Annotated in this window: 10 protein-coding genes and 2 pseudogenes; 11 read left to right on the forward strand and 1 reads right to left on the reverse strand. The window is 73.7% G+C overall.

Annotation, left to right across the window (positions count from 1 at the left end):
- The first annotated feature begins 64 nt into the window (after positions 1-64).
- The 3 genes and pseudogenes from QQK26_RS08150 (at position 65) to QQK26_RS08160 (ending at position 3844) form a co-directional block, all read left to right on the forward strand.
- A pseudogene (locus QQK26_RS08150) lies at positions 65-1265 on the forward strand (MFS transporter).
- Positions 1266-2101: 836 nt separating this feature from the next.
- Positions 2102-2941: an aldo/keto reductase gene (locus tag QQK26_RS08155; protein ID WP_284231757.1), complete on the forward strand. Its 840-nt coding sequence runs from the start codon at positions 2102-2104 to the stop codon at positions 2939-2941.
- A gap of 31 nt (positions 2942-2972) precedes the next feature.
- A pseudogene (locus QQK26_RS08160) lies at positions 2973-3844 on the forward strand (PfkB family carbohydrate kinase).
- Positions 3845-4003: 159 nt separating this feature from the next.
- On the opposite strand, the gene QQK26_RS08165 reads toward QQK26_RS08160, so the two are convergent.
- The gene (locus QQK26_RS08165) at positions 4004-4216 is read right to left on the reverse strand and encodes a hypothetical protein (protein WP_284231758.1); all 213 of its coding nucleotides are present in this window, start codon (positions 4214-4216) and stop codon (positions 4004-4006) included.
- Positions 4217-4368: 152 nt separating this feature from the next.
- Here QQK26_RS08165 and QQK26_RS08170 point away from each other — a divergent pair, with 152 nt between their 5' ends.
- The 8 genes from QQK26_RS08170 to QQK26_RS08205 all read left to right on the forward strand — a co-directional run bounded on the left by QQK26_RS08170 (position 4369) and on the right by QQK26_RS08205 (position 13740).
- Complete coding sequence (locus QQK26_RS08170) at positions 4369-5535, forward strand: acyl-CoA dehydrogenase family protein (RefSeq protein WP_284231759.1); 1167 nt, start codon at positions 4369-4371, stop codon at positions 5533-5535.
- A 118-nt stretch (positions 5536-5653) separates the two neighbouring features.
- Positions 5654-7132, forward strand: coding sequence for an SDR family NAD(P)-dependent oxidoreductase (locus QQK26_RS08175; RefSeq protein WP_284231760.1), 1479 nt, complete (start codon positions 5654-5656; stop codon positions 7130-7132).
- A 24-nt stretch (positions 7133-7156) separates the two neighbouring features.
- Positions 7157-7537 carry a hypothetical protein gene (locus QQK26_RS08180; protein ID WP_284231761.1) on the forward strand — a complete coding sequence of 127 codons (381 nt, stop codon included), beginning with the start codon at positions 7157-7159 and terminating at the stop codon, positions 7535-7537.
- A 69-nt stretch (positions 7538-7606) separates the two neighbouring features.
- Entirely contained in the window at positions 7607-8680 is a 1074-nt protein-coding gene (locus QQK26_RS08185) for a GNAT family N-acetyltransferase (RefSeq protein WP_284231762.1), read from the forward strand.
- Positions 8681-9071: 391 nt separating this feature from the next.
- Positions 9072-10853 (forward strand): glycoside hydrolase family 15 protein, encoded by a 1782-nt coding sequence (locus QQK26_RS08190; protein ID WP_284231763.1) that lies wholly within the window; start codon positions 9072-9074, stop codon positions 10851-10853.
- A 127-nt stretch (positions 10854-10980) separates the two neighbouring features.
- Entirely contained in the window at positions 10981-12060 is a 1080-nt protein-coding gene (locus QQK26_RS08195; RefSeq protein WP_284231764.1) for a M23 family metallopeptidase, read from the forward strand.
- A 52-nt stretch (positions 12061-12112) separates the two neighbouring features.
- On the forward strand, positions 12113-12559 hold the full coding sequence (locus tag QQK26_RS08200; protein ID WP_284231765.1) for a hypothetical protein: 447 nt from the start codon (positions 12113-12115) through the stop codon (positions 12557-12559).
- A 116-nt stretch (positions 12560-12675) separates the two neighbouring features.
- On the forward strand, positions 12676-13740 hold the full coding sequence (locus QQK26_RS08205) for a threonine aldolase family protein (protein WP_284234506.1): 1065 nt from the start codon (positions 12676-12678) through the stop codon (positions 13738-13740).
- Positions 13741-13811: the final 71 nt, after the last annotated feature.

Genomic DNA, 13811 nt, shown 5'->3' on the forward strand with positions numbered 1-13811 from the left:
GGTGTGGAAATCCGGATCCGCGCATCCGCTCGGCGTGTCGCGTCGGAGTATCGTGGCAGACCGGATGAGCGCGTACGGAGACCTGCTGAAGACCCCCGGGGTGGCCCGGATCGTGAGCGCGCAGCTGATCGCGCGACTGCCCGCTGGGATGCTGTCGCTGGGTGTGCTGATGCACGTCGAGCAGACCCACGACTCGTACGGCGCGGCCGGGCTCGTGCTCGCCGCGCTGAGCATCGGCCAGGCCGTCTCGGGACCGCTGCTGGGCCGCTGGATGGGCGCCTGGCGCATGCGGCCGGTGATCGCCATCACGATGGCCGTGTGCACCGCCGCCATCGCCGTGCTCGCGCTGGCGCTGCCGGTCTGGGCCTTCGTGCTCGTCGCGCTGCTCGTCGGCCTCTCGACCCCGCCCATCCAGCCGGCCGTGCGCACCATCTACCCGAAGATGGTCAACGCGAAGCAGCTGACCCCGCTCTTCTCGCTCGACGCGAGCGCGCAGGAGGTCATCTGGATCGCCGGCCCGGTCGCCATCACCTTCATCTCGACGCAGATCGGCACCGCCTGGGGCGTGCTGGTGCCGGCCGCGCTGACCCTCGTCGGCGGCCTCTTCTTCCTCAGCTCGCCCGAGCTCGGCCGCGTGCGCATCCCCGCAGCCGCGGCGGCTTCGGCAAGGTGCTCCTCAAGCCGATCGTGGCCATCGCCACCGTGGTGGGTATGCTGCTCATCGGCACCGCCGCGGCCGTCGAGGCGGGCGTCGTCGCGGTGTTCGGCCACGACGGCCTCGAGGCGGGCATCGTGCTCGCCGTCTTCGCCGTCGGCTCGCTGGTCGGCGGGCTCGCCTTCGGCCACATCGGCATCTCCCCTGGGCGGTCGCGCGCCGCATGGCCGTCGTCGCGGTCGGCGTCGCGCTCGCATCCGCTCTGCTCGAGGCCTGGTGGCTCTCGATCGCGCTGCTCATCGCGGGCCTCGGCATCGCCCCCGCGCTGGCCGCCATCTTCACGAGCGTCTCGTCGAGCCTGCGCTTCAGCGAGACCGCCGAGGCGTACGGATGGGTGGGCACCGGCCAGCTGATCGGCGCGGCGGCCGGCAGCGCGCTCGCCGGCTTCATGATCGACGGCGTCGGACCGCGGGGCGCGTTCTGGGTCGGCGGCGCCCTCGCGGTGCTGGGCGTGATCGTGTCCGTGATCTCGGTGCGCTGGCTGCCCGATCTGCGCGGCAAGGACGCGGGCCCGCGCCCCGACACGGAGCCCATCGAGCTCGTCGGCTGAGGGCGCGGGGCTGCCGGCTCCCGGTTGCGGCGCTCAGCGCGGCAGCCCGCACCGGCGACCTGGTCGCGCCGGGGCGGGTGCCGCTGGTCGTGTCGGTGCCGGTGGTCTTATCGGTGCCGGTGCCGGTGCCGGTGCCGGTGGTCGAACCGGTACCGAATGACGGAGATCGGCGGCCCAGCCGCGCCCGCACTGCCGCCACCGCTCCGCATCCGCTTCTGATTCCGTCATTCGGGACAGGGCCGGCAGCGCGGAAGCGGTCAGGCAGCGCCAGCAGCCCGCCGGCCGGTCGGTGGCCGGCCGGACCCAATGAATCGGCGGAACGCCGCAACCCCGTACCGAATGACGGAGATGAACGCGGCGGCCGCACCTGCCACCCCACCACTGCGCTGCATCCGCTTCTGATTCCGTCATTCGGGACAGGGCCGGCAGCGCAGGGCGGGCGAGCAGGCCGGCAAGGGCGAGCCGGCCGGTAAGGGCGGGCAGGCCAGGGCGAACGGGCCGGGCTGGCCGGCAGCCCGGCAGCCGGGTCCGGCGGACCGGCGGAACGCCGCAACCCCGTACCGAATGACGGAGATGAACGCGGCGGCCGCACCTGCCACCCCACCACTGCGCCGCATCCGCTTCTGATTCCGTCATTTGGGACAGGCTGGCTGGACAGGACAGGGCAGGCAGGCAGGCAGGCAGGCAGGACAGGCAGGCAGGACAGGCAGGCAGGCAGGACAGGACAGGCAGGACAGGACAGGACAGGCCCCGAGGGGGCGGACTGCGGCAGCTGCGCAACCGTGCGCCGGCCGGGCGATGCGGCCGGGGCCTGCGGCGCACGCCAGGATGGGGGCATGACCTCCGCGATCAGCCCCACGCTCGCCCTGCACGACGGACGCGAGATCCCGCAGCTCGGCTTCGGGGTCTACAAGACGCCGCCGGCCCAGACCGCCGAGGCCGTCTCGGTGGCCCTGGCGGCCGGCTACCGGCACATCGACACCGCGACGCTCTACGCCAACGAGCAGGGCGTCGGCGAGGCGGTGCGCGCGAGCGGGCTCGACCGCGACGAGGTGTTCGTCACCACGAAGGTCTGGAACGCCGACCAGGGCTACGACGCCACCCTCGCCGCCTTCGCCGAGAGCGAGCGGCTGCTGGGCCTGGGCGTGGTCGACCTGTACCTGATCCACTGGCCGCAGCCCGCGCGCGGTCTCTTCGTCGACACCTACCGCGCCCTCGAGACCCTCAAGGGCGAGGGGCGGGTGCGCTCGATCGGCGTCAGCAACTTCGAGCCCGAGCATCTCGAGGCGCTGCGCGAGGCGGGCCTGGAGACGCCGGTGCTCAACCAGGTGGAGCTGCACCCCCGCCTGCAGCAAGAGCAGGTGCGCGCCTACGGCGAGCGCCACGGCATCCTGACCGAGGCTTGGGCGCCACTCGGCCGCGGCAGCGTGCTCGACGACCCGGTGCTCGCGGGCATCGCCGCCGAGCACGGCATCTCCCCCGCCCAGGCGGTGCTGCGCTGGCACCTGCAGCAGGGGCGCATCGCGATCCCGAAGTCCGTGACGCCGGAGCGCATCCGCGACAACATCGACGTGTTCGGCTTCGTGCTCGACGAGGTGCAGATGGCCGCGATCGACGCGCTCGACGCCGGCGAGTCGGGCCGCACCGGCAAGGTCCCGGGCGAGTTCAACGACTGATCGAACGGATGCGGATGAGCGGAGCGGCACGATGACCGGAGCGGTGCGGCGAGCGATCGTGATCGGCGACGCCCTCATCGACGAGTGGCAGGACGGCGACACGACCGTGGAGGCGGTCGGCGGCGCCGCGCTCAACGTGGCCGCAGGCCTGCGCACGCTGGGCGTCGATGCGCGCCTGGTCGCGATGGTCGGCGACGACGCGGACGGCGACGCCGTGCGCGCGCACCTCGAGGCCGCGCACGTGCCGCTCGTCGCGACCGCCGCACCGGACGGCACTGCTCGCGCGACCTCGGTGCGCATCGCGGGCGAGCCGAGCTACGTCTTCAACGAGGCCGCCATGCGGCGGCGGGTGGAGCTCGACGGGGTCGACCTCGGCGACGACCTGGTGGTCGTCAGCTGCGTGGCCTTCGACGACGCGCGCCAGGCCCGCGCGATCGCCGAGGTGCCGTCGCCCGAGGGCCGGCTCGTGATCGACCCGAACCCGCGCCCGGGCATGCTGAACGACCGCGACGCCTTCCGCGCCGGATTCCTCGAGGCGGCCTCGCGCGCGCTGCTCGTCAAGGTGAGCGATGAGGACGCCGCGGTGCTCGGCTTCGACGGGCTCGACGCGCTCGTGGCGGCGCTGCGCGCCTCCGGCACGCGGCTCGTTCTGGCGACGGAGGGGCCGCGGGGGCGAGCCTGCACGGCGAGGGTGTCGGCGCATCCGCTCCGGTGACCGTACAAGCGGATGCGGTCGTCGACACGATGGGCGCCGGCGACGCCACGCTCGCCACCGTCGTGGCGGGACTCGCGGCGGGCGAGCCGACGGATGCGGCCGGCTGGCAGGCGCTGCTGGACCGCGCGATGGCCGTGGCCGGGGCGACCTGCACCGCCTACGGGGCGCAGCTGCGACTGCCGCGGTGACCGGGATCGGCCGCATCGGTACCGCGGACCGCGTCGCCCGCACGGACGCCGTCGCGTGACGCGAACGCCGCCGTGTGACGCGGACGCCGTCGCGTGACGCGAACGCGACGAGGGCCGGCACCCCACGGGTGCCGGCCCTCGCACTGAAAGGGTCCGCGACTAGCGCAGGTCCTCCTTGAACTCGTTCTTCGCCTGCACGGCGTCGCGGTCGGTCTCGGCCTTCTTGACGTCGGCCTCGGCCTTGCGCACCTCGGACTCGGCGCGGGCCTCGTCAGCCTTGTCGCTGATGCGGTCCTTCGCGTCCTCGACGGCCTCGCCGATCTTCTTGCCGGTCGCCGCGGCGGCGTCCTTCGCACTGTCGAGCAGTCCCATGGCCCCTCCTTCGTTCGGGTGATGTCGTTCTCGGCGGTCGCACCGCCTGCGGATGACGATACGAAGGGGCGGATGCGGCGGAGCACGCTCCCAGCGCTCGTCCACAGAACGCAGGGCGAGCATCGGGCGGGCGGCGGGCGTAGCGTGGGCGCATGGGTGACGCGGCGCGGTTCCGGCTCGAGGACGATCTGCTGGAGCGCATCCGCTCCCGGGCCGCCGGCTACGACGCCGCGAACGCCTTCCCGCACGAGGACCTCGCCGAGCTGCGCGAGGCCGGCTACCTCGAGGCCGGCGTACCGGTCGAGCTCGGCGGCCACGGGCTGGGCCTGCGCGAGCTGGCCGCCGAGCAGCGCCGGCTCGCCGCCGCCGCGCCGGCCACCGCGCTCGCGATCAACATGCACCTGGTCTGGACGAGCGTCGCGGTGGTGCTGCGCGAGCGCGGCGACGCCTCGCTCGAGTTCCTGCTGCGCGAGGCCGCGGCCGGCGAGCTCTTCGCCTTCGGCATCAGCGAGGCGGGCAACGACCTCGTGCTCTTCGATTCCGGAACGGTCGCTGAGCCGCAGCCGGACGGCGGCTACCGCTTCACCGGCCGCAAGGTCTTCACCTCGCTCGCGCCCGCCTGGACGCGCCTCGGCGTCTTCGGCCGGGACGACGTCTCCGCCGACGCGCCCAAGCTGGTCTACGCCTTCCTCGAGCGCGGCGACGCGATCGTCGCCGAGGACGACTGGGACATGCTCGGCATGCGTGCGACCCGCTCGAACACGACCTCCCTCCACGGCGCGCCGGCCGCATCCGACCGGGTGATCCGACGCCTCGATCCGGGGCCGAACCCCGATCCGCTGGTCTTCGCGATCTTCGCGAGCTTCGAGGTGCTCATCGCCAACGTGTACGCGGGGCTCGCGACGCGCGCGCTGGAGCTGGCGGCCGCATCCGCCTCCGCCCGGACATCGCGGTCGACGGGGCTCCGCGCCGCCGACGACCCGGTCACGCGCTGGAGGGTCGCCGAGGCGGCGATCGAGCTCGACGGGCTGCTGATCGAGGCGGATGCGCTCGCGCGCGACGTCGACGAGCAGGCCGGGCACGGCAGCCTGTGGTTCGCGAAGCTCGTGGGCCTCAAGACGCGGGCGGCCCGGGTCTCCGGCGAGGTCGTGCGCGAGGCCGCGGCGATCGCGGGCGCGGCCGGGTACCGGGCGGATGCGGAGCTCGCCCGACTGCAGCGCGACGTGCTCGCGGCCGGCTTCCATCCGTCCAACGAGGACAGCGCGCACCGCACGGTCGCGGACGCCTGGCTCGGGCCGATCACGCCGCCCTCCGCCTGAGGGCCGCGGTCGAGGGGACGGCAGATGCCGTCGCACGGCCGGGGAAGGACCTCGACCGTCCCCTCGTCGGCGAACGGCCGGGCGTCGGGCCGTCTGCCGCCGGCAGGTACGATCTCCTGTGACCTCCGAGACCCCCGCACCCCAGCACGGCCCGAGCGGCATCGACCCCGACGAGCTGGCGACGACGCTCAAGGTGCTCGGCATGGTGCACACCGTCGACGAGGAGCACCCCGACTTCGTCGCCGTGCGTCGCGCCACCGGCAAGATGTTCAAGGCCGTCAAGACGCACCGCCGGCTCGAGAAGCGCGCCGAGATCGCCGAGTGGGACCGGGCCGTCGTGGCCGCCACCGCCACGGGCGCCGCCGACCGCATCGATGACGAGACCCGTGGCATCCCGCTGGCGACCCGGGTGGAGACCCCGATCGCCGGCGAGCTGCGCAAGCCGCGCCCCTGCTACGTCTGTAAGCAGGACTACACGCTCGTCGACGCGTTCTACCATCAGCTCTGCCCGCGGTGCGCGGCCGAGAACCACGCCAAGCGCGACGCGCGCACCGACCTCACCGGCAGGCGGGCGCTGCTCACCGGCGGCCGCGCCAAGATCGGCATGTACATCGCACTGCGGCTGCTGCGCGACGGCGCCCACACCACGATCACCACCCGCTTCCCGCGCGACGCGGTGCGCCGCTTCCAGTCGCTGCCCGACTCGGCGGACTGGCTGCACCGCCTGCGCATCGTCGGCATCGACCTCCGCGACCCGGCCCAGGTGATCGGCCTCGCCGAGGACGTCGCGGCGCAGGGGCCGCTCGACATCCTCATCAACAACGCCGCGCAGACGGTGCGCCGCACCAAGGGCGCGTACCAGCCGCTCGTCGAGGCCGAGCTCGCGCCACTGCCCGACGGGCCGCTGCCGGAACTCGTGACCTTCGGGCACACCAACGACGCGCATCCGCTCGCCCTGACGCAGTCGGTGACGGCGCATCCGATCCTCGCCGCGGCGGCCTCCAAAGCCGAGGAGCTCACCGACCTCGCGATGGCGGCAGGCAGCTCGAGCATCGAGAAGCACCGCATGGGCACCGCGATCGACGCCGGCGGTCTGGTGCCCGACGAGGCGCACACCAACAGCTGGGTGCAGGCGGTGGAGGAGGTCGAGCCGATCGAGCTGCTCGAGGTGCAGCTGGCCAACTCGACGGCGCCGTTCATCCTCATCTCGAAGCTGCGCGAGTCCATGAAGCAGTCGCCTGCACGGCGCAAGTACATCGTCAACGTCAGCGCGATGGAGGGCGTCTTCAACCGCGGCTACAAGGGCCCCGGCCACCCGCACACGAACATGGCGAAGGCCGCGGTCAACATGCTCACCCGCACGAGCGGCCGCGAGATGTTCGAGACCGACGGCATCCTCATGACCAGCGTCGACACCGGCTGGATCACCGACGAGCGCCCGCACTTCACCAAGCTGCGCCTCGCGGAGGAGGGCTTCCACGCCCCGCTCGACCTGGTCGACGGCGCCGCGCGCGTCTACGACCCGATCGTGCGCGGTGAGGACGGCGAGGACCTCTACGGCATCTTCCTCAAGGACTACGCCAAGTCGCAGTGGTGAGCGCGGGTCGCTAGGTTGAGCAGCGTGCGCCGCCGCCTGCTGCTCCTCCTGCCCGTGCTGCTGTTGCTGGCGAGCGGATGCGCGGTGCCGCACGAGCACCCGACGGAGGCGGAGGTCTGGCTCGACGCGCAGAGCGCCGCCGGACCCGGCCCTTCCGGCGGTGGACTGCTCGACGGCGTCTCGGACTCCGCGGTGGGCCTCGGGGGTCTGGAGTCCGGCGCCTACGACGCGACATTCAGCTGCTTCGGGACGTCGGTGCGCTTCGCCTTCGAGGACCGGGACCTCGACCTCGACTGCTCGGAGTCCCGCGTCGAGCGCATGCAGGCGGAGACCGCGCTGGATGTCAGGGCGTCCAGCGAGGACGAGGGCGCCTGGTACGTGCGGCTGGCGCCCGCGGAGGCGTGAACGGCGCGCATCCGCTCTGCTAGCCTGGCCGGCTGCCCGGCGACCGACCGGTCGGCGGAAGGCGCTGCCATGACGTTCACCATCGTGGAGCCGCAGGTGCCCGCGCCCGAGGGGTCGGCCGACGCGGCGCGCTTCACCGGCTCGATCGACGTGCGCAACGCCGTCGAGAACGAGCCGTTTGGCACCGGCGAGGAGCTGTCGTTCCAGCCGGAGGAGCTGCTGCCGCAGTGGTCCGACCCGGCGGAGCCCAAGAGGCTGCTGGTGGCCGAGATCGACGGTCGGGTCGTGGCCCGCGGGCTCACCGAGACCCGCTCGGCGCCCGGCTGGCCCGTCTGCTACGTCTCGGTGCAGGTACTGCCCGAGGCCCGCGGCCTCGGTATCGGCAGCGCGCTGCTCGATCGGATCGAGGCCGGCGCGCGCGCCGAGGGCCGCACGCGCCTGCTCGCCTGGGTGGCCGTGCCTCCGCTCGACGGGCCGTCCCTCCCCTCTCCGACCGGCTTCGGCTCGGTGCCGGAGGCGGCGTCGTCGACCGGCTTCCTGCTGCGCCGCGGCTGGCGGCTCGAGCAGGTGGAGAGGGCCAGCCGCTACCCGCTGCCCGAGGGGCTCGGCGACCTCGAGCAGCGCGTCGCGGAGACGCTCGAGCGCAGCGGCGGCGTCTACCGCGTGCACGCCTGGGCCGGCCGCACGCCGCCCGAGTGGCGCGAGCACCTGGCCGCGCTCCGCACGCGCATGACGACGGATGCGCCCAGCGCCGGCCTCGAGGACCCGGAGGACGTCTGGACGGTCGACCGCCTGCTGGAGGCCGAGGAGTCGGATGCGGCGAGCCCGCGCACGACCCTCACCGCCGTGGTCGAGCACGTGCCGAGCGGGGCGCTCGTGGGCTACAACCAGCTCAGCGTGCCCGCCGAGCGCCACCGTCCCGTGCACCAGGAGGACACCCTGGTGGTGCGCGAGCACCGCGGGCACCGGCTGGGCATGCTGCTCAAGGTGGCGAACCTGCTCGAGCTGCAGCGCCGCGACCCCGGGCACCCGAGCGTGCTCACCTACAACGCCGAGGAGAACCGCCCGATGCTCGACGTCAACGAGGCGCTCGGCTTCGTGCCGATCGGCTACGAGGGCGCCTGGCGGAAGGACCTGGTGTAGGCGGCACGGGCCCGGCCTCGGGCACAACCTCCGGCGTGACTCATCATCGAAGCGACGATTCAGCTCCTCCGCGGGCGCTGAGTCGTCGCTCCGGTGCTGAGTCGTCGGCACGGCCGGCGGGCGGGATGCGAGGACGGGCTCGGCCAGCGACATCCGGGCCCCGCCGCGCCTGGTCCCCGCCCGCCGCACCGGCCTCACGCCGGTCCATACGCACGACTCAGCGTCGAGGCGACGAGTCAGCACGGCCGAACCGCATGAGTCGTCGCCTCGACGCTGAGTTGCACGACCCGGACGCGCGGCCCCGCGCGCACCCGAGCCGCCGCGCGCACCCGAGCCGCCGCGCCGTGACGCGTGCGGCGCGCATCCATCCGCCCTGCGCCAGGATGAGCCCATGCCACTCGCGATCGAGGACTACGCGCTCATCGGCGACTGCCATACCGGCGCGCTCGTCGGCACCGACGGCAGCATCGACTGGCTCTGCCTGCCGCGCTTCGACTCGTCGAGCACCTTCGGCGCCCTGCTCGGCGACGAGCGCCACGGCCGCTGGCTGCTTGCGCCCGAGGACCCGCAGGCGCGCATGCTCGGGCGCGGCTACGACGACGGCACCTTCACGCTCATCACCCGGTGGGCCACGCCGACCGGCGAGGTCGAGGTGCTCGACGTGATGCCGCACGGCGATCGACGAGCGGATGTGGTGCGCCGGGTGCGCGGCGTCTCCGGCACCGTGCGGATGCGGCAGGAGCTGCGCATCCGTTTCGACTACGCCGCCGCGATGCCCTGGGTGCGCCAGTCGGAGGACGAGCAGGCGCTCATCGCGACGGCCGGACCGGATGCGGTGATCGTGCGCGGTCCGCGGCTGCGCGCGACCGATCACCGCCACGAGGCCGTCTTCGACGTGGCCGCCGGTGAGCGGGTCGACACGGTGCTCACCTGGTACCCGGCGCACCGGGAGCCGCCGGCCCCGATCGACGTCGACGAGCAGCTCGACCGCACGAACGACTGGTGGCGGCGCTGGTCCGAGGGCTGCGATGCGCCCGGCCGCTACGAGGGGATCGTGCGGCGCTCGCTGCTCGTGCTGCGCGCGCTCACGCACGAGGACACCGGCGGCATCGTGGCCGCGGCCACCACGAGCCTGCCCGAGGACTTCGGCGGCGAGCGCAACTGGGACTACCGCTACGTCTGGCTGCGCGACGCCTCGCTCACGCTGCAGTCGCTCATGCTGCACGGCTTCCGCGAGGAGGCGGACCACTGGCGCGGCTGGCTGCTGCGGGCGATCGCCGGCGATCCGGCCGACGTGCAGATCATGTACGGGCTCTCCGGCGAACGCCGCCTGCCCGAGCGCGACCTCGACAGCCTGCCCGGCTACCGCGGGAGCGCTCCCGCCCGGGTCGGCAACGACGCGTACACGCAGTACCAGGGCGACATCTTCGGCGAGGTGATGATCGCGCTCGACGAGGCGCGAGGGCTCGGCGTGACCGAGAGCACCGACTCGTGGGCGCTGCAGGTGGCGCTGCTGCGCGACATCGAGCTGCACTGGGACCGCGAGGATCGCGGCATCTGGGAGATCCGCGGGCCGGAGCAGCACTTCACGCACTCGCGCGCCATGATCTGGGCCGCCTTCGACCGCGGCATCCGGGCGGTGCGCGAGCTCGGCCTGCCGGGGCCGGTGGAGCGCTGGGAGGCGCTGCGCGACCGGGTGCGCGACGAGATCGAGCAGGAGGGCTGGAACGCCGAGCTGGGCGCCTACACGCAGGTGTACGGCGGCAGCGAGGTCGATGCGTCGCTGCTGCAGCTCGCCCAGATCGGCTTCGTCGACTGGACGGACGAGCGGATGCTGGGCACGGTCGCCGCTGTCGAGCGCGACCTCCTGCGGGACGGCCTGCTGCTGCGGTACCGCACGGACGCCGGTGTGGACGGGCTGCGCGGCGACGAGCATCCGTTCCTCGCCTGCTCGTTCTGGCTCGTGGAGCAGTACGCCCGCTCGGGCCGGTTCGACGAGGCGGTCGCGCTCATGGACCGCCTGGTCGGTTTCGCGAACGACGTGGGGCTGCTCGCGGAGGAGATCGACCCCGCGACGGGCCGGCACGCCGGCAACACCCCGCAGGCCTTCTCGCACCTGGCGCTCGTGCGGGCCGCGGACGCGATCCACGCCGCCGAGACCGCGGGCCCCTGACACGGATCGCACGACGACCCCCGAACCGGGGAGGCGGCTCCCAGGACCGCGGCGTACACTCGGCCCGGTCGCCACCCCGTTCCGCGACGCGCCCCACCGTTCGACCGCTCTCCGGAAACACCTCTCGATGCCCGATCAGCCCCTCTCGCGCCGCGAAGCCCTGCGCGCCGAGCGTGCCGCCGCGCGCCCGCATCCGTCCGCCGTCCGATCGGACGAGCGCGACTCCGAGTCCCCGAGCTCCGACGGAGCGAACGCGTCGTCGCCGCTGGCCGAACCCGCGACGTCCACCGCGGGGCTCTCGGAGGCCGCGCTGGCCTTCCTCGGCGACGACGCGCTGCGCGCCGAGTGGGAGGGCGCCGAGTGGGAGGGCGCCGGGCACGAGCCCGCCGCTGCCGAGCGACGCGCCTCGCGGCGCACGAGCCGGCGGCCGCAGGCCGGTGCATCCGCTCGTCCTGCCCGCCCGTCGCGGCGCTCCCGCCGCGAGGACGACCGCGCACCCAGCGGCCATCGCGCGCGCAAGGCCGCGCTGACCTGGCTCGGCGCGCCCGCGCTGCTCGCCTGCGTCGCGCTGCCGGCGTACGCGCTCAACGCGCAGGGCGAGCCCAACGGCTCGGTGGTCGGCCAGGTCGACCCCGAGGCGCAGTCGCTCGAGATCGCGAGCGGCGACACGACCGCCGTGCAGCCCGAGATCCGCGATCGGTTCATGGCCCTCTCCGAGGCCGAGAAGACGGCCATCGAGGCCGGCCGCATCTCGGCCGACGGCATCATGTCGTACCTGCGCGGCAGCGACGAGGGCTGGTACCGCCCGGTCGCCGCCCCGATGACCTCGCCGTACGGCCCGCGTCGCATCATCTGCAACGAGGCCGGCTGCAGCAACCCCGTGCACGAGGGCATCGACTTCGGCGCCGCCTGCGGCACCCCCGTCAAGGCGGTGCGCGGCGGCACCGTCTCGTTCGTCGGCGCCGACGGGGGCTACGGCAACCGCGTCATCGTCGACCACGGCGAGGGCGTCTCCTCCGTCTACGGCCACCTGGGCACCGGCAGCTACCGGGTCGCCGAGGGCGACACGATCGAGGCGGGCACCTTCGTCGGCGACGTCGGGCGCACCGGCGTCGGCACCGGATGCCACCTCGATCTCAAGATCGACCAGGGTGGCAGCTTCATTGACCCCGAGGCGTTCCTCGTCGCGCGCGGCGTGGTGATCTGATCCCCCAGTAGTGGGCGTTCTCACCTACCGGGCCCGCCAATAGTGTGAGCGCATGCCGTCGCACCGGGCCTGGTGGTTCGCACTCCTCGTGGTGCAGATCGTCATCGCGCTCGCGGGGCTCGCGATCGGCCTCGGCATCCTGCTCGGCACGGGCTTCGCGGTGCCCTCGCCGGACTTCTTCGCCGATCGCGACGTGCGCGGCGTCGCGATCATGATCTTCGGTGCGTCGAGCGCCGCAACCGCCTTCTCCCTCATGCGCGGCCACCGGCTCGCGCTCGCCGGGTCGGCGCTCGGGTCCGTCCTGCTCATGGCATGGACGCACCGCGTGACGGTCGCCGTCGGCCAGCACTCGCCGGTCGGGGTCTTCTTCATGGTGCTCGCGGTCCTGCAGCTGCTCTTCGTGCTGCTCGTGCTCGGCATCGACCGCGGCGTCCCGGCCCCCGCCAGGTCGGCCCCGGCCCCGGAACCCGCACCGGAGCCGGACCACCTCGACCGCTGACGCACGGCCGCCCCTGGGATGAGGCGATGCTGCACGCCGCCGCGGCGCGCATCCGGCGCATCCGCTGGGCGATGCTCGCTCCGACCGGGAGGCGCGCATCCGGTAGACAGGAGCGCATGACGCCGCCGCTCGCCCCGCTGCACGATCCCCGCATCCGCTCCTTCGCGTCCGACAACTTCGCCGCGGCGCACCCGGAGGTGCTCGAGGCCGTCGGTGTCGCGAACGGCGGGCACCTGGGCTCATACGGAGCCGACCCGTACACGGAGCGGCTGCGCGAGCTCACCACCGAGCTGTTCGGCGAGGGTGCGACCGTGTGGCCGCTGTTCAACGGCACCGGGGCGAACGTCGTGGCGCTGCAGAGCATGCTGCCGCCGTGGGGCTCGGTCATCACGGCGGCCACCTCGCACATGCACACCGACGAGAACGGAGCGCCCGCCAGGGTCGCCGGCATCACGCTGCTGACCGTCGACGCGCCGGACGCGAAGCTCACCCCCGAGCTCATCGACCGCCAGGCGTGGGGTCGCGGCGACCAGCATCGAGCGCAGCCGCTGGCCGTGTCGGTCACGCAGTCGACCGAGCTCGGCACGGCCTACACGGCCGACGGACTGCGCGCGGTCGTCGAGCACGCGCACGGCCTCGGCATGCTCGTGCATCTCGACGGGGCGCGCCTCGCCAACGCCGCCGCGGCGGCCGGCGTGCCGCTGGCCGCTCTGTCGAGCGACCTGGGTGTCGACGCGATCAGCCTCGGCGGCACCAAGAACGGGCTGCTCGGTGCGGAGGCCGTCGTGCTGCTCGGCGAGGCCGGCCGGGCGGGTGCGCCGTACGTGCGCAAGATGGACATGCAGCTCGCCTCGAAGATGCGGTTCGTGTCGGCGCAGCTGCTCGCGCTGCTCGAGCCCGCCGAGGCTCCGCTCTGGCAGCGCAACGCGGCGCACGCGAACGCGATGGCCCGTCGGCTGCGCGCGGGGCTCGAGGCGGTCGACGGGGTGCGGTTCACCGTGCCGACCGAGGCGAACGCCGTGTTCGCGGCGTTGCCGCCCGGAGCCGCGGAGCGGGCGCGCGAGCGCTTCGCCTTCTACGACTGGCCCGGCGGGGCCGGCGAGGTGCGCCTCATGTGCTCGTGGGACACCGAGCCCGGCGATGTCGACGAGCTCGTGGCGGCGGTGAGCTCGGCGGTCTGAACAGGGCAGCAGCAGCGCGAGCGCGGAGGAGTCCACGAGGTTCGACCGCGGCGCCGAGCGCCATCACGCGG

It is taken from the genome of Arenivirga flava (assembly GCF_030161575.1).
GTDB lineage: Bacteria > Actinomycetota > Actinomycetes > Actinomycetales > Microbacteriaceae > Arenivirga > Arenivirga flava.

What these genes read in the sequence shown, in the direction of transcription:
- QQK26_RS08185 (WP_284231762.1), top strand. Translation starts at nt 7,607, where the DNA reads ATGACGTTCACCATCGTGGAGCCGCAGGTGCCCGCGCCCGAGGGGTCG.
- QQK26_RS08170 (WP_284231759.1), top strand. Translation starts at nt 4,369, where the DNA reads ATGGGTGACGCGGCGCGGTTCCGGCTCGAGGACGATCTGCTGGAGCGC.
- QQK26_RS08200 (WP_284231765.1), top strand. Translation starts at nt 12,113, where the DNA reads ATGCCGTCGCACCGGGCCTGGTGGTTCGCACTCCTCGTGGTGCAGATC.
- QQK26_RS08205 (WP_284234506.1), top strand. Translation starts at nt 12,676, where the DNA reads ATGACGCCGCCGCTCGCCCCGCTGCACGATCCCCGCATCCGCTCCTTC.
- QQK26_RS08195 (WP_284231764.1), top strand. Translation starts at nt 10,981, where the DNA reads ATGCCCGATCAGCCCCTCTCGCGCCGCGAAGCCCTGCGCGCCGAGCGT.
- QQK26_RS08155 (WP_284231757.1), top strand. Translation starts at nt 2,102, where the DNA reads ATGACCTCCGCGATCAGCCCCACGCTCGCCCTGCACGACGGACGCGAG.
- QQK26_RS08190 (WP_284231763.1), top strand. Translation starts at nt 9,072, where the DNA reads ATGCCACTCGCGATCGAGGACTACGCGCTCATCGGCGACTGCCATACC.
- QQK26_RS08165 (WP_284231758.1), bottom strand. Translation starts at nt 4,216, where the DNA reads ATGGGACTGCTCGACAGTGCGAAGGACGCCGCCGCGGCGACCGGCAAG.